The following is a 23,477-nucleotide window of genomic DNA, read 5'->3' as shown; positions in this document are numbered from 1 at the left end:
AATGCACAGTACCAAAGACGTTGGTCGCGACGGCGTATGCCTTCTACGCTAGGTAAACATCCCCAATGTAGGAGCTTACCAATGTCAACGCTCGCCAAATCCACCTGCGAACCTTGCAGTAAAAGTACCCATCCATTAAGTCAAACTGAAGCTGAAGAGCGGCTAAAAAGCCTCAGCCAGTGGCAGATTGTCGAGCACGATGGCATCATGAAGCTGTCGCGGCGTTTTAACTTTCGTGACTTTGCCAGCGCTCTAGCATTCACCCAGCGCGTTGGCGATATTGCAGAGCAGGCTGGTCATCATCCCGTGATTACCACTGAATGGGGGAAAGTCACCGTTTTATGGTGGTCTCATGCCATTAAAGGCCTGCATTTAAATGACTTCATTCTTGCCGCCAGAACCGACGAGGTAGCCGACTAAATGTTTGAGCATATTGAGCGAGTCCCAGGAGACGCCATTCTCGGGCTAATCGAAGCTTTCAAAAAAGATACCAATCCACAAAAAGTGGATCTAGGCGTTGGTGTTTACCGTGATACTCAAGGCAATACGCCGGTAATGCGCGCCGTCAAGGAAGCAGAAGCTCGCCTGCTCAAGAATGAAACGACGAAAACCTATATTGGCTCTCACGGCGCCCCCAGCTATGGCGAGGTCGTCCTTCCCATGGTATTCGGCGCTGAGTCACCGGTGCTGAAAGCCAACCGCGCCAGTGCTACTCAGTCGCCGGGTGGTACCGGTGCACTGCGCTTAGCAGCCGACTTCATTTCCTCCCAACTGCCGGGTAAAGGTATCTGGGTAAGCGACCCAACGTGGCCCAACCACCACGGAATTTTCACCGCTGCCGGTATTGAGCTGCACAAGTATCCTTACGTTGATCCAGACAATCGCCTCGATTTTGACGGCATGCGGGCCGCGCTTAAAAGTATTCCAGAAGGCGATGTGGTGGTACTCCACGCTTGCTGCCACAACCCGACGGGTTTTGACCTTTCTCACGACCAGTGGCAGGAAGTTCTAGAGATCGTTCGTGAGCGTAAGCTACTGCCGCTAATCGATTTCGCTTACCAAGGCTTTGGTGAAGGCTTGGACGAAGACGCCTATGGCGTACGCTTACTGGCAGAACATCTTGAAGAGGCGATCATCACCAGTTCCTGCTCGAAAAACTTCGGTATTTACTGCGAGCGTACCGGCTGTTTAATCATGGTGGCAAAAGACAGCGAGCAGATGGATAACATACGCTCTCAGGTCGCGATCGTTGCCCGGGAAAACTACTCAAACCCGCCCGCTCACGGCAGCGCTATCGTCAGTGAGATTCTCCACGACGCAGAGCTGACTGAACTATGGCGTGATGAGCTGACAGAGATGCGCGACCGTATCAACACGCTGCGCCGCGATTTTGTCGAAGCCTTGAAGCCTTACGGGTTGGACCAGAAGTACGCCTGCGTCGCCGAACAGCGCGGTATGTTCTCGTATACCGGGTTAACGCCAGAACAGGTGGATCGCCTGCGCGATGAATTTGGTATCTACATGGTGCGTTCAGGCCGCGCTAACGTGGCGGGCTTCTCCCAGGAGAATCTCCCCTACCTGGCCAAAGCAATCGCCGCTGTAAACGACTAGTTAGACCACACCGAGCATTAGAGCACGAACAAACGCCCAGGCCCTCCTGGGCGTTTTTGTATGCTGCCATGCTTGACCGATTAGTCAATACTTCGGCACACTCAACGTTGCCTTGTATACAACACACCATAACTAAGAGGCCTATCATGGCGGCTGCCAGCACTTACTACCCGTGGTACAAAAAAGAAGATACCGACGCCTTCTTTGCACTGTTTCAAAACAACATCGCCAACTTTGTGATTATCGCCATCACCATGTTAGGCATGGGGTTTCCCTCATCTATCGTATATGGGCAAGTGCTGCCAGGGGCAGCGGTAGCCGTGATGGTGGGCAACTTCTACTACGCCTGGAGCGCAGCCAGGCTGGCACGCAAGGAGAACCGCGCTGATGTGACGGCACTCTCATACGGTATTTCAACACCGGTGATGTTCGTATTCCTATTCGGCGTGCTGCTACCCGCTAAACAATTGACCGGCGATGCGGAAATGGCCTGGAAAGTAGCCGTTGCGGCCTGCTTTATTAGCGGTGCCATTGAAGCCGCCATAAGCGTGATTGGCCGCTGGGTGCAGCATCACCTGCCTCGAGCCGCTATGCTCGGCGCTGTAGCCGGCGTCGCACTTACTTTCATCGCTGGAGAAATGCTGTTCAAAACGCTGGAAATGCCGATTATCGGCCTTCTGGTGTTAGCGATCATTATTGTTGGCTTGGTCGCCAGAGTAAGCATGCCGTTTAAACTACCCACCTCGCTCTTCGCCATCATCGTCGGTACTGCCATGGCCTATTTGATTGGCGATGCCGGTAGCGAACGCTTTAGCGATGCCTTTACCCACCTAGGCTTTTATCCATTGCTTCCCAATCTGGCCTGGTTTGAAGGGCTGGGGTTACTGCTAACCAGCATGCTTGCAGTACTCACCGTGGTGCTGCCGATTACGCTATACAACGCCATAGAGACGATGAACAACGTAGAGGCAATGGAAGCCGCAGGCGATAAGTACGATGTGCGTGAGTGCCAGGCAGTCGATGGCGCAGGCACCATGATCGGCGCGCTGTTTGGCGGCGTGTTTCCTACCACGGTCTATATTGCCACCGTTGGAGCCAAGTGGATGGGCGCGGGCCGTGGCTACAGTCTGCTCAACGGTGCAGTATATGCGCTGGCGACCATGTTCGGCCTAATCGCCGCCCTGGCCGCCATTATTCCCGTTTCGGTGGTCGCCCCGATTTTAGTGTTTGTCGGCATGTCGATGATTGCCACCGCCTTCCAAGCCAACGATACACGCTACTACCCCGCTGTGGCGCTGGCCATGCTGCCCTACTTCGCCAACTACGTAATGACGCGCTTTAACCGCGGGGCAGGCGAGGTCGTCACTGATATATCCAGCGCCATTGTGGTGATGGGCCAAGGGGCCATGTTTATGGCTATTCTGCTCGGTGCCATGACGGTGTCGGTGATTGACCACCAGTTCCGACGAGCTGCTGCGTTTGCCGCTATTGCCGCGGGATTTTCGTTCGTTGGACTAATGCACGCCCCGGAGCTGGCCTTCAATGCCGCTCCTGAATTTGTGATGGGCTATCTGGGCATGGCGCTGCTGTTTATATACTTCTCCTTTCAAGAAGCTGCACGCCTGCGTTAATTGCCGAATCCCGCCTGCCGATGCGGGCGGGACAGAATACGCCACATCACTTGCCATGACATTAAACCCGCCAGCAGATTGCCTATAGCGGCGCCCGCAGCTAAGCCCAACCAACCGAACAACTGCGAGCCCAACCAGAGACAGGGTAAATAGCAAATAAACAGCCGCGCGCTGGATAGCAGCATGGCACGTAATGGCCAACCTAAAGCGTTGCCCGCTGACACTACCAGCATGCAGAGCCCCAGTGCAGCATAGCTAGGCAGTAGAAAGCGGATCAACACCGTCAGTTCGCTTTGCACATCCGGGTTGCCCGCTAACGCTATAGCCAGCCAGGGCGCTCCTAACGCTAGTAACACGCCCAGGCCTAGCTGCCAAACTAGCGCGACCTTAACCGCCAAGCGCATCAACTGCTGTATCTGGCCCCAATCACCGGCGCCGTAGCAACGCCCCAACCAAGGCGGCAGCGACATGGTCATGGCCAGAATGACCATCAGCGATAGTGTTTCCAACCGGCTCGCCAAGCCCCAGGCAGCCACTTCACTTTCACCCAGCCCCGCCACTACGGAGATAGCCAACATCGCCGCCAAGGGTGGCATCAGTTGGCTAACCATAGCGGGAGCGGCAATGCCGGCAAACGGCCGCCACGACTGCTTCGCCTCTCGCCACAAACCCTGTTGCGATGCCCACTGGCGCTTGAATAATTTGCGCGTGGTCACCACCAGCCCCACTGAAAAGGCAATCGCGGTTGCCCAGGCAGCACCTGGCAACCCCCAGCCCTGCCAGCTGCCAACACCAAAAATCAGCACAGGATCTAGCACAAGATTGACAAGGCTACTCAGCACCATCATTTTGCCCGGTAGACGGGTATCACCGTGGGCACGAAAGACACTGTAACTAAAATAGAGGAGCGCCCCCAGCCAGGCTGATAATAGCTGCGGCCCCCAGTAAATTCGAATGTAGCCAAGGGTCGCTTCATCAGCCCCCAGCAATTGGAAAATAGACACATGAAAGAGCCACAAAGCGATCGACAATAGCCCAATCACTCCACCGCCTGCCATTAACACCAAACTGCTCAACCGCTTGGCGCGCGCCTCTTCACCTGCGCCCAAGGCCCGAGAAATAAGTGCGGCAATCGCTATCCCCATGCCAACCTGGATACCGATAATCAGGAATGAAAGCGGAAACGTAAACGACTGCGCGGCTAGCGGTGCAGTCCCAAGTCTGGCAATAAATGCGCTATCAACAAGTTGAAAACCCAATAGCGCCAGCACCCCGATGGCCATCGGCCAGGTTTGTCGCCATAGGGTTATCGCCAACTCGCGTTGCGGCATAACAATTGCCAAGTCAACTCTCCTTTCATTTACCTTAAACGCAAAAACGCCACCACCCCTAACGGGGTGATGGCGCTTAACTGAACATACTCTTTACTGACGAATACCTTCAAACGTGACGTATAGCTCAAGTTCATGCATCGATTCAGGGAAATCGCTCATATCGATGCCGTAATCACCCAGAGTCAGCGTAGTGCTGCCTTCAAAACCAGCACGGTAATTGCCCCAAGGGTCATCGCCTTCACCCATCAACGTCACCGGCATTTCAATTTCCTGGGTTTCGCCGTGTAGGGTCAGGTCACCGGTTAGCACACCTTCATTCTCGCCAGTTGATTCAAAGCCTGTTGAGGTGAACGTAGCGGTGGGGAACTCGCTAGCATTGAGGAAGTCATCGCTTAAGATATGGCGATCACGCTCAGCGTGGTTGCTGGTCAGGCTATTAACCTGCACTTCGATTTCGGCAGAGGAGGCATCGAGGTTTTCAGGATCGTAAGCAAACTGGCCATCAAACTCTTCAAAGCTGCCCAGGATGTAAGAGAAACCCAGGTGTGAAATTTTAAATTGAACGAAAGCGTGCTGGCCTTCGGTATCGATTTGATAGTCAGCTGCCTGGGCCTGACTCAATGGTACCAGCGCCGCGGCGGCAATCGCAGTGGCAAATGCAGTCTTCTTCAACATAATAAACAACTCCTTGGGTTACTTAATAAACACCGTGACAGGCGAATATCGCCTTCACGCCGGTCAAAACGAATCTATCTTACGACTTTGAATCAGAGCGCATGCTATAGACTGGATTAAGCATGCGCACCAGCGTGGCGTGCTTGTCCAACCAATGGTGCTTGAGCGCTGCGAGCGCATGCCCACCGGCAAGAATCATTAGCGCCAATGCGCTGTACCAATGGATGTCACCTGCCAAGCTTGCCTGATTAGGCAAGTCATATAACAGCGCAGGCACTTCAAACCAACCAAATACACTGATACCACGACCATCGGCGGTAGAGATTAAGTAGCCACTCACCATGACCGCTAATACAAGCAAATAAAGGAGAATATGACCGAGATGAGCCGCAATAGTTTCCAAACGGCTTCCCTCTGCACGGGGTGTCGGCTGGACGAAGCGCCATACCAAACGCGCCAGTGTGGCAAACAGCAGCAGGATACCAATTGAGCGGTGTACCCAGGGCCCCTGGTTATACCAAGGGTCATAATAGCCCAAATCGGTCATCCACCAGCCCAACGCAAACAGTCCAATAATGGTCAGCGCGCTTAGCCAGTGAAATAGAATACTGATCAACCCCCATCCGCTGCGACTGTTCCGCAACATTATGCTATTCCTCATTTTATCTATGACTACTTCTTTTCTATGGATACTTCAACTTCTCTATGACGACTCTAGCTTCGCCAACGCACTTATCAGAGCTGGGATTACGCTATTCGTTACATTATTCATCATGCCGTGAACCTTACCGCTATAGGCTACTGAAAACCTCTGAAAAAAGCAGAATATTTCATTCGTAAAAACCATTGAATAATCGGCTAACAATTTTTACGCAGCGCTTTTGTAAAATGGACCCGACAATTCATTCTAAAAAAGTGAATAATTTAAGAAAATATAAGCAATTTTATTCAATTTTATTATTTTGTTTGCACGCTTACTATTATCGCATGTCCTAAGAGGCATCGTGCAGCGTCATCAAACAGCTGCACACAAATTTTCTATTAGAGAGCGCCAATCATGAAAAAAATCACCCTTATCACCGCTATTGCCATGACATTGACTTCTACTGCTGTCCTAGCTGAACAGGGCTCTGGCGAACTTAACCAGATTGTTCACCCTAGCTCTTCAGCGAATTACAGCGCTGACACTTTGCACATGACACCGGCTGATTTGCCTTTGGTTAATGGCGGTGCAGAGAAAAACAGCGTTGTTGCTCCGAGCTCGCACATCAATCGCTCTTCCAATAATGAAGACCAGATTGCGCTATCGGATTTGCCCCACCGCAACGCTTCTTAAAACACATAATGGTTCTTTGCTTGCACAGGATATGATCCATTAAGTTTCAGAAATACGAAAAACCCACCTTCATCAAAGGTGGGTTTTTCGTTACCGCGCCGGATTGCTCACTATCAACTAGCCAGCGAGAACATCCAGGCCACGGGCAAGATCGCGCTGGATATCCTGCTGGCTCTCAAGGCCTACCGCCACACGAATCAGCCCTGGCGAAATACCCGCCGCTTCTTTCTGCATATCCGATAAACGGCCATGGGTCGTCGTCGCAGGATGAGTAATGGTAGTTTTAACATCACCTAAGTTGCCCGTGATCGAAAGCATACGCGTCGCATCGATCACCTGCCACGCGCCCTCCTGGCCGCCCTTCACTTCAAAACCCAATACGGCGCCAAAACCTTTTTGCTGTTGCTTAGCCAAAAAGTGCTGGGGATGATTTTCCAGGCCGCTATAGAACACCTGGTTAACCGCCGGGTGGGCATCTAGCCAGCGCGCCAGGGTCAAGGCGTTGTCACAGTGAGCATTCATGCGCAGCGACAGGGTTTCCAGACCCTTGGTAAAAATCCACGCGTTGAAGGGGCTAAGGCAAGGCCCGCAAGTGCGTACCACGCCGAAGACTTCTTCAAGCAGTGCATGACTACCTACCACGGCACCGCCGACTGCACGGCCTTGGCCGTCCAAATACTTGGTCGCCGAGTGAATAACCAAATCGGCGCCTAACGCCAGTGGCTGCTGCAGCGCCGGGGTAAGAAAGCAGTTATCAATGGCCAAGAACGCATCGTGACGCTTTGCCAACGCTACCAGGGCTGGTATATCGGCAATTTCTGATAGCGGATTTGAGGGCGTTTCGGCAAACAGTAGCCTCGTTTTGGGGGTAATGGCAGCTTCCCACGCAGCAACATTGGAAAGCTCAACATAACGCGTGGTAATACCGAATTTACCAAAGTATTTATCAAACAGACTCACTGTCGAGCCAAACAGCGACCGGGAAGCCACAATCTCATCACCTGCTGAAAGCAGCGCCAGCACGGTGGAAAGAATCGCTGACATGCCCGAGCTGGTGGCGACACAGCGCTCGCCACCCTCAAGAGCCGCTAGGCGGCGCTCAAAGGTATGCACCGTAGGGTTGGTAAAGCGCGAGTAAACGTTACCCGGCTCATGCCCACCGAACTTACGCGCCGCTTCAGCAGCGCTTGCGTAGACAAAGCTTGAGGTCGGAAAAATAGGCTCCGAGTGCTCCTGCTCGAAGGTGCGCTGATGACCCGCACGGATCGCCAGCGTCTCTAGTGACCATTCGTCTTGTTGGCTGCCAATCTGGTGACTGTCTTCCTGGTGATCATCATCATACATAAGGCGTCTCTCCTAATCGTCCAGGTCATCGTCCTGATTGTGCATATCGACCAGCGCATGGTCACCGGCACTTTGATCCTTGGCGGAATCATTGCGGCTAGCTTCCAAGGCAGCCAGGTAGGCATCGTCGATATCGCCAGTCACGTACTTGCCATCAAACACCGAGCAATCAAACTCTTCCATATCAGGATTAACTTCCCGACAAGCCGCTTTTAGATCTTCCAAATTTTGGTAGAAGATACGATCAGCGCCAATCAAATCCCCCACTTCTGCTTCACTACGACCATGAGCGATCAGCTCAGATGCCGCTGGCATATCGATGCCATACACATTGGGGAAGCGTACCGGGGGCGCAGCCGAGGCAAAATAAACTTTACACGCTCCTGCATCGCGAGCCATCTGAATAATCTGCTTACAAGTAGTGCCACGTACAATCGAGTCGTCCACCAGCAGGACGTTTTTGCCTTTGAACTCAACATCGATGGCATTGAGTTTTTGGCGCACCGATTTCTTACGCTGAGTCTGTCCCGGCATGATGAAGGTCCGGCCAATATAGCGATTCTTCATAAATCCTTCGCGATAGGTCACTCCAAGATGCTGGGCCATTTCCAGCGCAGAGGTGCGCGAGGTATCCGGAATCGGAATCACCACATCGATATCATGATCCGGCCACTCGTTTAAGATACGATCGCCCAACTTACGCCCCATCTGCATGCGGGTGCCATATACGTAGGCACCGTCTAACAGCGAGTCAGGACGAGCGAGATAGACATGCTCGAAAATGCACGAACGCAGCTGCGGGCGGTCAGCGCACACCTGAGTGTGAATATTACCTTCGATATCGACAAAGATCGCTTCACCGGGCGATAGATCGCGCTCAAGCTCGAAACCGCCCACATCCAAGGCAACGGATTCAGAGGCGATCATTACCGCCTGGCCGTTCTCCTCTTCACGAGTGCCAAACACCACCGGGCGAATGCCGAAGGGGTCGCGGAACGCCACCATACCGAAGCCATTGATGATCGCCACGGCCGCATAACCGCCTTTGCAGCGACGATGCACACGACGCACGGCATCAAAAATATCTTCCGCTTCCAGGTGCAACCCCTGCTTGCCCAGCTCGTGGGCAAAGACGTTGAGCAGCACTTCAGAATCGGAGCTGGTATTGATGTGGCGTAAATCCGTAGAGAACAGCTCCTGCTTCAACTGCTCAGAGTTAGTCAAGTTACCGTTATGCGCCAGCGCAATACCGTAAGGCGAGTTAACATAGAACGGCTGCGACTCAGCCTCGCTTGAAGAGCCTGCCGTTGGGTAACGCACGTGACCAATGCCTAGATTGCCTTTTAGGCGGGCCATATGGCGGGTATGAAAAACATCACGCACCAAGCCGTTACTTTTGCGCAGTAAGAAGCGTCCCTCGCTCCATGTCATCATGCCGGCAGCGTCCTGGCCACGATGCTGAAGTACGGTCAGGGCATCGTAGATTCCCTGATTTACCGCTTGCTTGCCCAGAAGGCCCACTATACCGCACATTCACGTTACCTCGCTTAATGCCATGGCTTGCTTGTAACCAAACAAGCCCGTACGTTCGTAGATTCAACTTCAGTGACAGGTCAATCACCTGTTGGGATAACCTCGCGCTCTGCCGTACCGGGCAGGCGTAGTTCGGGTAATGAGATATCACGTAAGGATGTCGGAGCTTCGGGCAGTTCGCGATCCCACTGGTTTAGCTGGCTCACCGCCCAATCGCGCAGTTGAATAAACGTCGGACGTAGCTCCGCTTCCTGCCACGCTTGAAGTTCAGCCAGTGGCGTAAGGGTAATCAGCACCGTTGCAACGAGCAAAATAACCGCCCCGCGGGCGACACCGAAAGCAGCCCCGGCCACGCGGTTCAATAGCCCCATGCCCACCCACTCTACCGCAGCGTGCACCAAACGAATCACAATGCCGCAAAGTAAGATAACGGCGAAAATAACCAGCACAAAAGCAAGCACCAAGCGGGCGTCAAAGCTCTCGATAAGCCCACTCATTAATTCAGCTACCGGCTCAGCAAGCACTCGAGCCACCATCAAGGCAACCACCCAGGCGGCCAGCCCTAGCGCTTCACGTACAAACCCTCTGACGAACCCGGCCAACATCGACAGCGTCAGCACGGCCAAGAAAACCGCATCAATCCAGGTTAACGCCATGATTAGTCTCTTACCCGTACAAGCAGCCCTTGTACATTGGCTCGCTCTTTAATCAACGTCATGGCGGCTTCGCCATCTTCAGAGGTCGCGTAAGGGCCCACAAATACGGTAGTCATACTGTTATTACGCTCGCGTTGATAGACGGTAAAGCCCTCTGCTGAGAGTTGCTCATCCAACCGCCGAGCGTTCGCCGCTTCGCCAAAACTACCAACCTGAACTGCCCACTCCCCCTGAGCGCTAGAAGATGGGCTCGAAGCGCTTTGTGAAGAGCTATTAGCGCTGTTTCCTCCGCTGGCACTATTGCTGGCGATTAACTCCGCGATGGGATCGCTCTCAACGGTGGCAGGCGCTTCATCAGGCTCGCTGGAGCCCGTCGTTTCTGCACGGCTGGGTGACTGATTCGAAGCCGCAATTTGATCAGTTTTCGGCGAGCGAGGATTGGCGTCGATGTCGGCTTGACCGTCTTCGTTTTCACCACTTGATGCAGGTGACAGCGGGTCGTTAATGGATGAAGGTCTCTCGGGCGCGGGCACATCACGACGCTCCACTTCCACCGGCTGCTCGATCACAAAGCTTGGCTGCGGGCGATCTTCTCGCGGCGCGGGATCACTCATTAGCCACGGCACGATAATTGCCAGCAGCGCGAGTAGAATCACAATACCGCTAATACGTTCCGTTTTACCGTATTTCATTTCCGTCTCCATCAAGCGACGCAGCGCCTGTTGGCAGTGGCTGAGCTAACAAGGCCGCGACTGTAAAGAACGACCCAGTAGCCAACACACGATCATTGGGCGTTAGCACTTTGGCGAGCCAATCAACGCCTGCTTGCGGCGTTTCGGCGCAAAAGTGCACTCGCCCTCCCTGAGCTATTATACGTTGTGACAGCGCTTCCGCCTGACACCCTCGCTCCCCTGGCAGCGTTACGCATACCCAATCGCTAATACGCGCTGCAAGTGCCTTTATAACACCGTCTACATCTTTATCGTTCAACATGCCGATAAGTCCCCACTGGTGACCACCTGATGGCGGTGGCGGCAAGTGGCTGGCAATATATTCAGCGGCATGGGGATTATGTCCGACATCCAAACACCAAGGCCCAATCCATTGCAATCGACCGGCCAATTGCACCGTGCTGAGCGCCTTTCTGACGCTAGACTCATCAAGCACTAAGCTTGTAAGCACGAGCGCCTGCAAAGCAGTCGCCGCATTATCGATGGGTAGGCCAGGATCGGTAAGCGCATCTATAACCAGACTGGCACCATCTGCTTGCTGCCCTTGCCAGCGCCATTCAGCGCGCTCACTCGTACTAGTTTGGTGCGCGAAGTGGTGACCCAAAACAAACGCCGGTGCCGCCAATGCCTGGGCACATTCAGCGACGCTTGCGGGCAGTGTCTGGCTGCCCAGTACGGCGGGTCGACCCGCACGGAAAATACCGGCCTTTTCACGTCCAATCTGAGCCAGATCGGTGCCCAAAAAGTTAGCGTGATCCTGGGCGATGGTCGTCACAACAGCCACATCGGCATCGATAATATTGACCGCATCAAGCCGTCCGCCCAAGCCCACTTCGAGTACCGCAAGATCAAGCTTTGCGCCCGCCAAACACCACAAACCGCACAGCGTACCCGCTTCAAAATAGGTCAGGCTGATTGCCGGCTGTTGCAGACGTGCGCGCTCAACCTGTTCAAAACCCTGTACAAGCAGTTCATCATCTGCTTCCTGACCGTCGATTTTGACGCGCTCGTTATAGCGCAGTAAATGGGGAGAGGTATAGGTGCCCACTCGCTGACCGTGGGCGCGGGCAATGCTATCGATCATAGCAAGGGTCGAACCCTTGCCATTGGTGCCAGCCACCGTGATAACGCAAGGAGCGATAGGGCTTGAAAGCAGCCCCATGCGCTGCGCCACCTGCGAGACCCGCTCCAGGCCAAGATCAATCCCTACCGGGTGCAGCGTCTCCAAGTGCTGGAGCCACTGCTGTAGAGAGTACGATTTTTGAGAGTATGGCCCCAGAGAGTCAGGCATTGCGCGTATGATCGTCACTCTTGGCGGTGGGAGCATCACCTTTCGTCGGTTCTACCTTATGAAAAGTGGTATCTGCGACATCGGCTAACATAGGCTCCTCGACGATCGGCTCAGAAACATCGATTTCGTCGATATTCTGCGTGTTCACGGGAGAAGCATCATGGTGAGTGAGCTTGCGCAGTACGCTGCCAACTCGCTCACGCATTTCATGGCGATGAACGATCATATCGACAGTGCCGTGTTCGAGCAGAAATTCGCTGCGCTGAAAACCTTCTGGCAAGGTTTCACGCACCGTTTGCTCGATAACCCGCGGGCCTGCGAAACCAATCAAGGCATTGGGTTCGGCAATATTCAAATCACCCAGCATCGCTAACGAGGCTGACACGCCACCAAAAACGGGATCCGTTAGTACCGAAATATACGGCACACCGGCTTGCTTGAGTTTTTCAAGCGCAGCGGAGGTCTTAGCCATCTGCATCAACGAGAAGAGTGCTTCCTGCATGCGCGCACCACCAGAGGCAGCAAAGCACACCAGCGGGATACTCTCTTCCAACGCCAGCGTAGCGGCGCGAACAAACTTCTCGCCGACCACTGCCCCCATCGAGCCGCCCATAAAGGTGAACTCAAAGGCAACGGCCACCACCGGCAGACCATCCAGCTCACCGCGCATGGCAACCAGCGCATCTTTCTCACCGGTATCTTTTTGCGCTGCGGTCAGGCGGTCTTTGTATTTTTTAGAGTCGCGGAATTTCAATCGATCATTGGGTTCGATTTCCGCCGCAATCTCTTTGCGTCCGGCTTTATCTAAGAACCAGTCCAAGCGCTTACGCGCCGTCAAGCGCAGGTGGTGATCGCACTTGGGGCATACGCTGTTATGTTTCTCTAACTCAGGGAGATAGAGAACCGCTTCGCACTTGGGACATTTACGCCAAAGGCCGTCGGGCACGCTAGCGCGACGGTCTTTACGCTGGATACGACCCATGGAGGGAACGATCTTGTCTAACCAGCTCATATCAAAAAGGCTTCCGTTATACGTCAAAGCCTGGCAAAACCAAGCTTGATGAGTGTCGTCAATCTATTCAGTTTAGGCGATAAAGCATTCCGCTTTAGGCATCCATCGCCGTTCGCATTTCTGCTAATACGCTTTTCAACTGGCCCGGGATGGTTTCCGGCACATCGACGCTTTCCGCAATGCGGTTAACCAACGCGCTGCCTACAATAACGCCATCGGCAACTTTAGCGACTTCTGCAGCGGTTGCGCCATCACGAATGCCAAAGCCAACGCAGAGCGGTAAATCGGTCATTTCGCGCAACGGCGCCAAGTGCTCGGCCACATCGTCTGCGTTTAGGGTAGCGGCCCCAGTAACGCCTTTCAGCGAAACATAGTACAAGTAACCTTCGCCGTGGGCGCATATTGTAGCGGCACGCTGGTGCGAAGTGGTAGGCGCAACGAGAAAAATCGCGGCTAAATCACGTGATTTCAGCAGCGGCCCAATCTCGTCAGCCTCTTCTGGCGGCATATCAACAATCAATACCCCATCGACGCCCACACTGGCTGCCTGATCAGCAAAGTTCTCATAGCCAATCCGCTCAATAGGATTTAAATACCCCATCAACACTACCGGCGTGGTGGTATCGGTTTGGCGAAACTCTTTAACCATCTGCATAAGGTCAATCAGCCGGGTACCCTGCTTTAAGGCACGCTCACAAGCTTTTTGAATCACCGGGCCATCTGCCATTGGATCGGAAAACGGCACGCCTAGTTCAATGACATCGGCACCTGCTTCCACCAGGGCATGCATAAAGCCTACGGTGTGCTGCGGCGCTGGATCCCCGGCGGTGATGTAAGGAATCAAGGCCTTGCGACCCTGCTGCTTAAGTTCACTGAAACGCTGATCAATACGGTTCATGCTCGCCCTTAAAAAAGCTGCCCTTAAAATTCAATACCGTCAATCTTAGCAACGGTCATGATGTCTTTGTCGCCACGCCCGGAGAGATTGACCACGATATGCTGGTCAGGACGCATGGTAGGCGCCAATACCTTGGCATGGGCCAGCGCGTGAGCTGACTCAAGGGCAGGCATAATGCCCTCCATATGGGTCAGCTCGCGAAACGCTCCGAGCACTTCTTTATCGTTTGCCGCCACATAGGACACCCGCCCTACGTCCTTCCACAGCGCATGCTCGGGGCCCACGCCCGGATAATCCAGCCCGGCTGAAATGGAGTGGGTATCAGACACCTGCCCGGCTTCATCTGACATTAAGTAAGTGCGGTTACCGTGCAGCACGCCGCGGGGGGCATTGGATGCCAAAGGTGCGGCGTGGCGGCCGGTTTCAACGCCATCACCGCCGGCTTCGACGCCGTACATGGCCACGTCGTCATCTTCTACAAACGGATAGAACAGCCCCAGAGCGTTAGAGCCGCCGCCTACGCAGGCAATCAGTGCATCGGGTAAGCGACCGATCTGCTCTAGGGACTGGCGGCGCGCTTCACGCCCCACCACCGCATTGAAATCGCGCACCAGCAGCGGATATGGATGCGGGCCTGCCACGGTGCCGATGATATAGAAGGTGTTATCAACGTTGGTGACCCAGTCACGCAGCGCCTCGTTCATGGCGTCTTTAAGCGTGCGTGTACCGGACTCCACCGGAATCACCCGCGCGCCCAGCAGCCGCATACGATAGACATTGAGTTTTTGCCGCTGGACGTCTTCAGCGCCCATATAAACGTCGCACTCAAGCCCTAAACGAGCAGCCACGGTCGCCGAAGCAACGCCATGCTGGCCCGCCCCAGTTTCAGCAATAATGCGCGGTTTGCCGGTTTTTTTGGCCAACAGTGCCTGGCCAATGGTGTTGTTGACCTTGTGAGCGCCAGTATGATTCAGGTCTTCGCGCTTCAACCAAATCTGCGCACCGCCAAGACTCGCCGACCAGCGCTTGGCGTGGTAAAGCGGTGACGGACGCCCCACGTAGTGGGCAAGGTCGTAGTCAAACTCGGCTTGGAAGTCGGGGTCATCACGCAGACTTAAGTAGGTTTTCTCCAACTCTTCCAACGCAAAGCTGAGAGTTTCTGACACGAACCGACCGCCGTAGGGGCCAAAATGACCACGGGCATCCGGCATTCGGGTCAGATCGCTGAATTTAGTTTTCGGAGCAGGCGTCGCAGAAACTGTCACAGAGATACCTCACAAGATCGCCAGAACAGGCAAACAATAAATGAACTCACTAATAACGCAGCAGATTCAGTACAGGTCACTGCGCAGCGTACTCTAACGAGCGTCGGCTAACGCTACATAACGAACGAAAGACGCCATCTTGTCGGCATCTTTACAGCCATGGGAGGCTTCAATACCGCCCGAAACATCCACTGCATAAGGCGCTACCTGACGCACAGCGTCAGCAATGTTATCAGCACTCAACCCACCGGCGAGGATAACAGGTTTTGCAAGATTTGCGGGGATTCTCGACCAATCAAAGGTCTCCCCCGTGCCTCCCGGTGTTCCCGGCCGATAGGCATCTAACAATAACGCCTGGGCCTGATGGTAGCGCTGTGCTTCATGACTTAGCTCGACCTCATCACGCATACGCAGCGCTTTCATCCACGGGAGTTGATATTGCTGACAAGCCTCTGGCGTTTCATTGCCGTGAAACTGGAGCATATCGAGATAGGGCAAACACTGCTCAATAAGCTCTGCAGGTTGATCTACAAATAGCCCCACCCGGGTCACAAACGCGGGCACGCGGGCTGACAGCGCCGCCAGTTGCTCGACATTCACGCTGCGAGCGCTTTTGGGCCACATAACGAAACCCAAGGCGTCCACGCCCAGCGCCACGGCATGATCAACATCTTCCCCACGCGTAAAACCACAGAACTTGATGCGGGTACGGGTTAGCGCAGCAGCACTCATGACGACGCCTCCTGTTCAGGGTTAGCGGCCGGATTACGCAGTGAACGATTGCGCCGATAAGCAACCCGTGGCGTATCAGGCAACTCGCGCTCACCCGTCCATTCACCGGTAAACGAGAGCAGCTGCGGCCCCAGCGGCTCTTTGGGCAGATCAAAGCGCTCATCGTAGACCGAATCGACAAAATGCAGCCCGCAGGCTGGCGCCGTCACGTCACCTTTGCGGCGATTTTTGAGCGCCAGCAGTTCGCCGATATACGCTTCGTCCTGGGCGCCACGACCAACGCTAACCAAGGCACCGGCAATGTTACGAATCATATGGTGTAAGAACGCATTGCCTTGAATATCGATCATCACCAGTTGGCCGTAGCGTTTGACATCAATAAAGTGCATATGACGCCAAGGCGTTTTCGATTGGCAGCCTGCAGCGCGAAAGCTGGAAAAATCATGTTCGCCGACTAACGCCTGGGCGGCACGATGCATGGCATCGGCGTCTAACGGGTCACGGCACCAAGTCACATTGGCCCGCTCTAATACCGGACGGCTGATTTGATTGAGCAGCACGTAACGGTAACGCCTACCAAGGGCGCATAGGCGCGAGTGAAAGTCATCGCCCACCGGTTTTACCCAACGTACGGCAATATCGCGGGGTAAATGAGTGTTAGCACCAAATATCCAGGCTTTTTCTGAACGCCCTACCGGCGGGTCAAAATGCACAATCTGGCGCGTTGCGTGCACACCCGAATCGGTGCGCCCACTAGCGTGCACTTGGATTGGCTCATTGGCCACTTTGCTTAGCGCCTCTTCCAGCGAGGCCTGAACTGACGCGGCGTGGTTTAAGCGCTGAAAACCGCAGTAGCGGGTACCATCGTACTCGATACCCATTGCCAAGCGGCCGGTAAGCGGAATTTTCTCATCGAAGTGATAGAACAGCGTCATCAAGCCACATCATTTTGAAGATTTTGAAGGATCGCTATTATCCAGCCCTCGCGGCTTGAATGCTACCTCTTCAATCTCCCACTCTTCTTCGATTGGACGACGCGACTGTTTCGCTAGTGACAGCGGCTCACTGGCGAACTCTACTGTGGGCTGCATTGGGGTTTCGGTGCGCAGCTCAGCGTGATTGTTTGAAGCACTATTTAAACTCGGCGGGTGGTAATCGACAAAGCGATGACCAGAATTTTCATCGGCTGCGGGCGTTTTCTGCCCTTCTCTCTCATCAGCCTGCGCCCTGGGTATGGGCACTTTTACCGCGTCAGTCTTCTCTTCTTCGACTTCTGTGGCTTCAACTTGTTTAGCTTCAGCTTTTTTAACTTCAACTTCTGCGGCTTGCACCTGGCCTCTGTTTACCGCAGGCCCGGATGTTATGTAAGGAGAGGCCGTAGGCCTGACAATGGGATCAGTAAATGACGCCGTTTCCCAAGTTTCCTCACGGCGCTTACGCAGCCACACAAGCAGTGCCACCAACAGCACGATAGCCGATAACGTAAGCGGCCACTGATAGCGAGCAATTAGGCCACTTATGCCCTGGCTATCTGTTTCACTCATGCTGGCGGCTTGGGGCATTAACGAGCGTTCTTGGGAAGCCAGCGCATCACGCTGCGACGTAATTAAAGAGGCCACTTCGCCACGTAGCTGATCAAGCTCGGCGCGCATCAGTTCACGCTCTTCGAGCACCTGCTGAAGGGTCGCTTGGCTAAGACGCAGCTGTTCCGTCAACTCTGTGCGAGTTAACGCTTCAGGTTGTGGCTCTTGTTGATCTTCTTGGCCGTTTTCGTTGCTCTTCCCCGCACTCTCCGCCTCAATCGCCGCAGGCGCATTAGCTTCTGCGCTACCTGCGGCAATAGCAACGTCAGTAACAGGTGTGATTTCAGCGTCTGGCAGCGGCACTGGCAGCAGCTCGCTATTGCGGCGCGCGCGCCACATTTCATTCATTGTTTGGATAGTCGCGCCAACTTCAGCATTGGAGCGCGCCATTACGCGTTCAGTGTCAGGCACGTTTAGCGTTTGGCCTGAGCGCATGGCGTGAATATTGCCCGATGGGAAGGCGCTGGGATTAGCCTCCAGCAATGCCACCATCATCTGCTGGACGCTAACCCCTGCGGACTTAACGCGCTCGGCAACGCCCCAAAGCGTATCGCCACTGCCCACATAGACACTCGACGGCGCCGTTGATCGGGGCTGAGTAATCGGAGGTGCGGCCGCATTGCTTGGTATGGATAGCGCGCTAGGGGCGGTATTTTGCGCCCTCACTTGACTCTGGGAATAGCCCTGGGGATCAAAAAGTAGGGTGACGTCACGAAATTGCTGGCCGCCAGGGAATTCCACCGATAAGAGCAGGTCAAGCCACGGATCCTGTATGGCCTGACCAGAACTCAAGTGCACCTGCCGACGACCTTGGTGCTCGACAATCTGGGCGCCCACGCTGGCGGCGACTGGCGACCACTCTAGCCCGGCGGCGGCAAAATCAGACGAGTCGGCGATACTGATACGAATATCTTCAATTGCGTATTCGCCGCTTTCCAGCAGCGGGATATTGACGTTTAACGGTGCATTCAAATACGAGCTAACACTCGCTTGCCCCAATCCAATGGCCAGCGCGACCGGGCTTACTACGCTCAGTGAGAGCCATGTAATCCATGTCAGTGTTTTTTTCATGAATGTTCCCTGATCGCCTACTTCGATTTTTAAGTATCTAGCTAAGCTTATAATATTACGTCGGTTTTATTATAACTTAACGAAATGGCGCTACTTTTCCCACTACCGAGGTAGAGGAGCGCGTAAAAAAACGGGAAGCTGTGACCAGCTTCCCGTTTTCGACTGACGTACGGCACTACGTACCCAGTAAAGTGCTGCATAAAGCACGAGATAACGTGCTAAAACAAACTATTACTGTTCGCGCAGGATCTTCAGCATCCGCTTGAGCGGTTCAGCAGCGCCCCACAGCAACTGGTCACCAACACTGAATGCCGAGAGGTATTCACCGCCCATTTGCAGCTTACGCAAGCGTCCCACCGGCACTTGTAGCGTACCAGTCGCAGCGGCAGGCGTTAGGCCAGCAATGGTGGCGTCTTTATCGTTCGGAATCAGCTTGACCCACTCGTTGTGCTTGGCGATGCGATCTTCGATCTCATCCAGCGGCACATCGTGCTTGAGCTTGATAGTGAACGCCTGACTATGCGAGCGCATGGCACCGATACGAACACAGAGGCCATCGATGGGGATGGGATTGTTGTCGAGGCCAAGAATTTTGTTGGTCTCGACGCTGCCCTTCCACTCTTCGCGGCTCTGACCGTTATCCAGCTTGGTATCGATCCACGGCAGCAGGCTACCCGCCAGTGGTGCGGCAAAGTTATCGGTCGGGAAGTCACCGCTGCGCATAGCAGCCGTTACTTTACGATCGATATCCAGAATCGCGCTAGACGGATCTTTTAGCTCTGCGCCAACACTATCGCGCAGTTGGCCCATTTGATTAAGCAGCTCTCGCATGTGCTTGGCACCAGAGCCCGAAGCCGCCTGATAGGTCATGGAGGTCATCCACTCAACCATATCGGCTTCGAACAGACCGCCCAAGCCCATCAGCATAAGGCTCACGGTGCAGTTGCCACCCACGAACGTTTTGGCGCCTTTGGCTAGCTGGTCATCGATCACCTTACGGTTGACCGGATCCAGTACGATAGTCGCTTCATCTTCCATGCGCAGCGTGCTGGCGGCGTCGATCCAGTAGCCCTTCCAGCCTGCGCTACGCAAATCTTTGTAGACCGGCTTGGTGTAATCACCACCTTGGCAGGTCACGACGACATCCAACGCTTTAAGCGCTTCAATATCGAAGGCGTCTTTCAGCGGAGGCACGTCTACACCAATGTCGGGGCCGGGCTGGCCAACCTGGGAGGTGGTGAAGAAAACCGGCTCGATACCGGCAAAATCACCATCTTCCTGCATGCGCTGCATTAGCACTGAGCCCACCATGCCGCGCCATCCCACGAAACCGACTTTCAACATATAAAGTCCTCCTGCAAAAAATGAATGTGCACATTATACACAATTCTTGACGGTGATTTTGAAGCGGCCCAACCCTAGGCTTACTGCTTGGCAAACGCCGCCAACACCGCATCACCCATCGCATCAGTGCCGATGGTTTGCATCCCTTCGGAGGCGATATCCGCGGTACGCAGTCCGTCATCCAATACGCTGCCCACAGCGGCTTCAATACGCTCTGCCATGGCATTTTCGTTCAGCGAGTAGCGCAACATCATCGCCACCGACAGCATCATTGCCAGCGGGTTGGCCACGTTTTGACCGGCGATATCCGGCGCGCTGCCGTGGCATGGCTCGTACATGCCCTGCCCGCTCTCGTTTAACGAGGCAGAGGGCAGCATGCCGATAGAGCCGGTCAGCATCGCAGCGGCATCGGAAAGAATGTCGCCAAACATATTGCCGGTCACCACCACATCAAACTGCTTGGGCGCGCGCACTAGCTGCATGGCGGCGTTATCCACGTACATGTGGGAAAGCTCGACATCCGGATACTCCGGCGCCAAACGCTCCATCACTTCACGCCACAGAATGGTTACTTCTAATACGTTGGCTTTATCTACCGAACAGAGCTTTTTGCCACGCTTTTGGGCCATTTCAAACGCAACACGACCAATACGCTCAATTTCACTTTCAGAGTAGATGTAGGTGTTAAAGCCCACGCGCTCGCCATCGCGCTCTTCGATACCGCGCGGCTGACCAAAGTAGATGCCGCCGGTCAGCTCGCGGACGATCATGATATCCAGCCCGGCCACCAGTTCAGGCTTCAGACTAGAAGCGCTAGCCAGCTGTGGGTAAAGCATCGCCGGGCGCAGGTTGCCGAACAGGCCTAGGTTTTTACGCAGGCCCAATAGGCCTTTTTCAGGGCGCTTGGCGAGATTTTCGATTTTATCCCACTTGGGGCCACCTACCGCCCCCAGCAAAATTGCGCTGGCCGCTTTGGCTTTTTCCAGCGTTTCCGCAGGCAGTGGCTCGCCATAAACATCGTAAGCAGAACCGCCCACCAAACCCTCTTCGACCTCAATATCCAACCCCGCTTCCTGGCACGCTTTCAGTAAGCGCGCTGCCTGAGCAGCAATCTCGGGACCAATACCATCACCGGGCAGTAACAAGACCTTATGTGTCATGCAAATTCCTTAGCACTTAATTATTGGAGACTGGCTTACGCAGACTGACGGAACAGCCAGGGGCGCGCGGCTTTATGCTTTTGCTCGAAGGCGCGAATGGCGTCTTCGTCTTTCAGCGTCAGACCAATATCGTCCAGCCCTTCCAACAGGCAATGCTTGCGAAACTCATCCACTTCAAATTCTAGAATCTCGCCGCTGGGGGTAATGACCCGCTGATGCTCTAAATCCACCTCCAACTGATAGCCTTCATTTGCTGCAACTTCAGCAAATATGCGATCCACCACGTCTTCTGGGAAGGTGATTAGCAAAATGCCATTCTTGAACGAATTGTTGTAGAAAATATCGGCAAAGCTGGGCGCAATCACCACCTTAAAACCGAAATCTTCCAGCGCCCAAGGGGCGTGCTCGCGGGAGCTACCGCAGCCAAAATTGCGCCGCGCCAGCAGCACTTCGGCGTTTTGATAACGCGACTGGTTCAAGACGAAATCTGGATTCAACGGCCGCTGCGAGCAATCCTGACCCGGCTGGCCTTCATCTAAATAGCGCAGCTCGTCAAAAAGGTTAACGCCGAAGCCAGTGCGCTTGATCGACTTTAAAAACTGCTTCGGGATAATCAAATCGGTATCGACGTTGGCGCGGTCAAGGGGCGCTACTACGCCTTCAAAGCGTTCAAATTTTTTCATGGTTTAGGCCTCCTGAGCATGAGTGGCGTCGTTGGCGGGCAAGCTGCGGACATCAACAAAATGACCGGCTATGGCCGCTGCCGCTGCCATGGCAGGGCTGACTAAGTGCGTACGGCCACCGTAGCCCTGGCGACCTTCAAAATTGCGGTTAGAGGTCGAAGCGCAGTGTTCACCGGCACCCAGTTTATCCGCGTTCATGGCCAAACACATGGAGCAGCCCGGCTCGCGCCACTCAAAGCCCGCTTCAATAAAGATCTTATCCAAACCTTCGGCTTCCGCCTGACGCTTCACTAACCCTGACCCCGGCACCACCATGGCCAGCTTGATGGAGTCAGCGACTTTTTTGCCCTTGGCGACTTTAGCGGCCTCACGCAGGTCTTCAATACGCGAATTGGTACAAGAGCCGATAAAGATTTTATCCAGCTTGATATCGGTGATTTTCTGGTTGGCATGCAGCCCCATGTACTCCAGTGCTCGGGTATGGCTGCGCTGCACGGTTTCATCCAGTGCAGCCAACGGGTCAGGCACTTGGCCAGAAATACCAGTGACCATTTCCGGGCTGGTACCCCAGCTCACCTGTGGCTCGATCTCTTCAGCCTGCAAAGTAACCACTTTATCGAACTGCGCATCGTCATCAGAAACCAGATTGCGCCAATCCGTTACGGCGGCTTCCCACTGCTCGGCGGTCGGCGCAAAGGGCCGCTTGGCAAGGTAATCGATGGTGGTGTCGTCCACGGCGATCAAGCCCACTCGCGCACCGGCTTCAATGGCCATGTTACACACGGTCATGCGGCCCTCCATAGAGAGCGAGGCAATGGCGCTACCGGCAAACTCAATGGCGTAACCAGTGCCGCCTGCGGTGCCAATCTTGCCGATAATCGCCAGCACCACGTCTTTAGCGGTGACGCCAAGGCCTAATTCGCCTTCTACGCGCACCTGCATATTTTTCATTTTTTGCGCCAGCAAGCACTGGGTCGCCATCACATGCTCGACTTCAGAGGTGCCGATACCGTGGGCCAAGGCACCAAAGGCACCGTGGGTCGCGGTGTGGGAGTCGCCACACACCACAGTCATACCCGGCAGCGTTGCGCCCTGCTCCGGGCCAACCACGTGAACGATCCCCTGGCGCGGGTCATTGATCTTGAACTCTTCGATGCCGTACTCAAGGCAGTTATCGTCCAGAGTCTGCACCTGAATCAGTGACACCGGGTCCTTAATCCCGGTGTTGCCCTCGGCGCGCTCTTTAGTAGTTGTCGGCACGTTATGGTCGGGCGTAGCCAGGTTGGCATCCAAACGCCACGGCTTGCGGTTGGCTAAACGCAGCCCTTCGAATGCCTGTGGCGATGTCACTTCGTGAAGCAATTGGCGATCAATGTAGATCAACGCGGTGCCATCATCGCGCTGCTTCACCAGGTGCTGATTCCAAAGCTTGTCGTAAAGGGTTTGACCTGACATGTGACTCTCCTGGGCAGTGCCCTGCTAGTTCGGTATGGCCGCCTCTATGGGCGGCTTGAATTGTTTGTTGAGCAAGTGTCACGCGACTCGAACATAAAAGCAATTCATGTTATTCATAGTTTAGATTCCAAA

22 protein-coding genes are annotated in these 23,477 nt (G+C 54.4%); 4 read left to right on the top strand and 18 right to left on the bottom strand.

The window, feature by feature from the left end; all coding sequences use genetic code 11:
- Positions 1–81 precede the first annotated feature (81 nt).
- The 3 genes from QT230_RS15190 (at position 82) to QT230_RS15180 (ending at position 3,242) form a co-directional block, all read left to right on the top strand.
- A complete protein-coding gene (locus tag QT230_RS15190; protein WP_308322825.1) occupies positions 82–420 on the top strand; it encodes a 4a-hydroxytetrahydrobiopterin dehydratase in 339 nt (112 codons plus the stop codon).
- Positions 421–1,611, top strand: a complete 1,191-nt coding sequence (locus QT230_RS15185) for an amino acid aminotransferase (RefSeq protein WP_308322824.1) — start codon at positions 421–423, stop codon at positions 1,609–1,611. It abuts the gene before it with no gap.
- 146 nt (positions 1,612–1,757) lie between these two features.
- Positions 1,758–3,242 (top strand): NCS2 family permease, encoded by a 1,485-nt coding sequence (locus QT230_RS15180; protein WP_308322823.1) that lies wholly within the window; start codon positions 1,758–1,760, stop codon positions 3,240–3,242.
- Here QT230_RS15180 and QT230_RS15175 read toward each other — a convergent pair.
- The 3 genes from QT230_RS15175 to QT230_RS15165 all read right to left on the bottom strand — a co-directional run bounded on the left by QT230_RS15175 (position 3,239) and on the right by QT230_RS15165 (position 5,897).
- Positions 3,239–4,585: an MATE family efflux transporter gene (locus tag QT230_RS15175; RefSeq protein WP_308322821.1), complete on the bottom strand. Its 1,347-nt coding sequence runs from the start codon at positions 4,583–4,585 to the stop codon at positions 3,239–3,241. The two genes, QT230_RS15180 and QT230_RS15175, sit on opposite strands and share 4 nt — an antisense overlap.
- Positions 4,586–4,666: 81 nt before the next feature.
- Positions 4,667–5,251 carry a YceI family protein gene (locus QT230_RS15170; RefSeq protein ID WP_308322820.1) on the bottom strand — a complete coding sequence of 195 codons (585 nt, stop codon included), beginning with the start codon at positions 5,249–5,251 and terminating at the stop codon, positions 4,667–4,669.
- 79 nt (positions 5,252–5,330) lie between these two features.
- Positions 5,331–5,897, bottom strand: coding sequence for a cytochrome b (locus tag QT230_RS15165; protein ID WP_308322819.1), 567 nt, complete (start codon positions 5,895–5,897; stop codon positions 5,331–5,333).
- 411 nt (positions 5,898–6,308) lie between these two features.
- Here QT230_RS15165 and QT230_RS15160 point away from each other — a divergent pair, with 411 nt between their 5' ends.
- Positions 6,309–6,587 carry a hypothetical protein gene (locus QT230_RS15160; RefSeq protein WP_308322818.1) on the top strand — a complete coding sequence of 93 codons (279 nt, stop codon included), beginning with the start codon at positions 6,309–6,311 and terminating at the stop codon, positions 6,585–6,587.
- Positions 6,588–6,704: 117 nt separating this feature from the next.
- Here QT230_RS15160 and QT230_RS15155 read toward each other — a convergent pair whose 3' ends face one another.
- The 15 genes from QT230_RS15155 to leuC all read right to left on the bottom strand — a co-directional run bounded on the left by QT230_RS15155 (position 6,705) and on the right by leuC (position 23,345).
- A complete protein-coding gene (locus QT230_RS15155; protein ID WP_308322817.1) occupies positions 6,705–7,931 on the bottom strand; it encodes an O-succinylhomoserine sulfhydrylase in 1,227 nt (408 codons plus the stop codon).
- A gap of 12 nt (positions 7,932–7,943) precedes the next feature.
- Positions 7,944–9,464, bottom strand: a complete 1,521-nt coding sequence (gene purF, locus QT230_RS15150; protein WP_308322816.1) for an amidophosphoribosyltransferase — start codon at positions 9,462–9,464, stop codon at positions 7,944–7,946.
- 80 nt (positions 9,465–9,544) lie between these two features.
- Positions 9,545–10,120: a CvpA family protein gene (locus QT230_RS15145; RefSeq protein ID WP_308322815.1), complete on the bottom strand. Its 576-nt coding sequence runs from the start codon at positions 10,118–10,120 to the stop codon at positions 9,545–9,547.
- 2 nt (positions 10,121–10,122) lie between these two features.
- Positions 10,123–10,812 carry an SPOR domain-containing protein gene (locus QT230_RS15140; RefSeq protein WP_308322814.1) on the bottom strand — a complete coding sequence of 230 codons (690 nt, stop codon included), beginning with the start codon at positions 10,810–10,812 and terminating at the stop codon, positions 10,123–10,125.
- Positions 10,799–12,142, bottom strand: a complete 1,344-nt coding sequence (gene folC / locus QT230_RS15135) for a bifunctional tetrahydrofolate synthase/dihydrofolate synthase (RefSeq protein ID WP_308322813.1) — start codon at positions 12,140–12,142, stop codon at positions 10,799–10,801. Before folC ends, QT230_RS15140 begins: the two co-directional genes overlap by 14 nt.
- A complete protein-coding gene (gene accD / locus QT230_RS15130; RefSeq protein WP_308322811.1) occupies positions 12,135–13,154 on the bottom strand; it encodes an acetyl-CoA carboxylase, carboxyltransferase subunit beta in 1,020 nt (339 codons plus the stop codon). Before accD ends, folC begins: the two co-directional genes overlap by 8 nt.
- 94 nt (positions 13,155–13,248) lie before the next feature.
- On the bottom strand, positions 13,249–14,052 hold the full coding sequence (gene trpA / locus QT230_RS15125) for a tryptophan synthase subunit alpha (protein WP_308322810.1): 804 nt from the start codon (positions 14,050–14,052) through the stop codon (positions 13,249–13,251).
- 23 nt (positions 14,053–14,075) lie between these two features.
- Positions 14,076–15,263: a tryptophan synthase subunit beta gene (gene trpB, locus QT230_RS15120; protein ID WP_308322892.1), complete on the bottom strand. Its 1,188-nt coding sequence runs from the start codon at positions 15,261–15,263 to the stop codon at positions 14,076–14,078.
- Between the two features lie 147 nt (positions 15,264–15,410).
- Positions 15,411–16,049, bottom strand: a complete 639-nt coding sequence (locus tag QT230_RS15115; RefSeq protein ID WP_308322809.1) for a phosphoribosylanthranilate isomerase — start codon at positions 16,047–16,049, stop codon at positions 15,411–15,413.
- Positions 16,046–16,984, bottom strand: a complete 939-nt coding sequence (gene truA / locus QT230_RS15110; protein ID WP_308322808.1) for a tRNA pseudouridine(38-40) synthase TruA — start codon at positions 16,982–16,984, stop codon at positions 16,046–16,048. Before truA ends, QT230_RS15115 begins: the two co-directional genes overlap by 4 nt.
- Before the next feature lie 9 nt (positions 16,985–16,993).
- Positions 16,994–18,703 carry a FimV/HubP family polar landmark protein gene (locus QT230_RS15105; protein WP_308322807.1) on the bottom strand — a complete coding sequence of 570 codons (1,710 nt, stop codon included), beginning with the start codon at positions 18,701–18,703 and terminating at the stop codon, positions 16,994–16,996.
- 231 nt (positions 18,704–18,934) lie between these two features.
- The gene (gene asd, locus QT230_RS15100) at positions 18,935–20,047 is read right to left on the bottom strand and encodes an aspartate-semialdehyde dehydrogenase (RefSeq protein ID WP_308322806.1); all 1,113 of its coding nucleotides are present in this window, start codon (positions 20,045–20,047) and stop codon (positions 18,935–18,937) included.
- A gap of 80 nt (positions 20,048–20,127) precedes the next feature.
- Positions 20,128–21,207, bottom strand: coding sequence for a 3-isopropylmalate dehydrogenase (gene leuB / locus QT230_RS15095; RefSeq protein WP_308322805.1), 1,080 nt, complete (start codon positions 21,205–21,207; stop codon positions 20,128–20,130).
- Between the two features lie 35 nt (positions 21,208–21,242).
- Positions 21,243–21,890, bottom strand: coding sequence for a 3-isopropylmalate dehydratase small subunit (leuD, locus tag QT230_RS15090; protein WP_308322804.1), 648 nt, complete (start codon positions 21,888–21,890; stop codon positions 21,243–21,245).
- A 3-nt stretch (positions 21,891–21,893) separates the two neighbouring features.
- Positions 21,894–23,345 carry a 3-isopropylmalate dehydratase large subunit gene (leuC, locus tag QT230_RS15085; protein ID WP_308322803.1) on the bottom strand — a complete coding sequence of 484 codons (1,452 nt, stop codon included), beginning with the start codon at positions 23,343–23,345 and terminating at the stop codon, positions 21,894–21,896.
- Between the last annotated feature and the right edge of the window lie 132 nt (positions 23,346–23,477).

Origin of the sequence: Halomonas sp. SpR8 (assembly GCF_031010195.1) — a bacterium.
Taxonomy (GTDB): Bacteria; Pseudomonadota; Gammaproteobacteria; order Pseudomonadales; family Halomonadaceae; genus Vreelandella.
The sequence above is the reverse complement of the archived record's forward strand: the minus strand, read 5'-3'. Positions and strand labels throughout refer to the sequence as shown.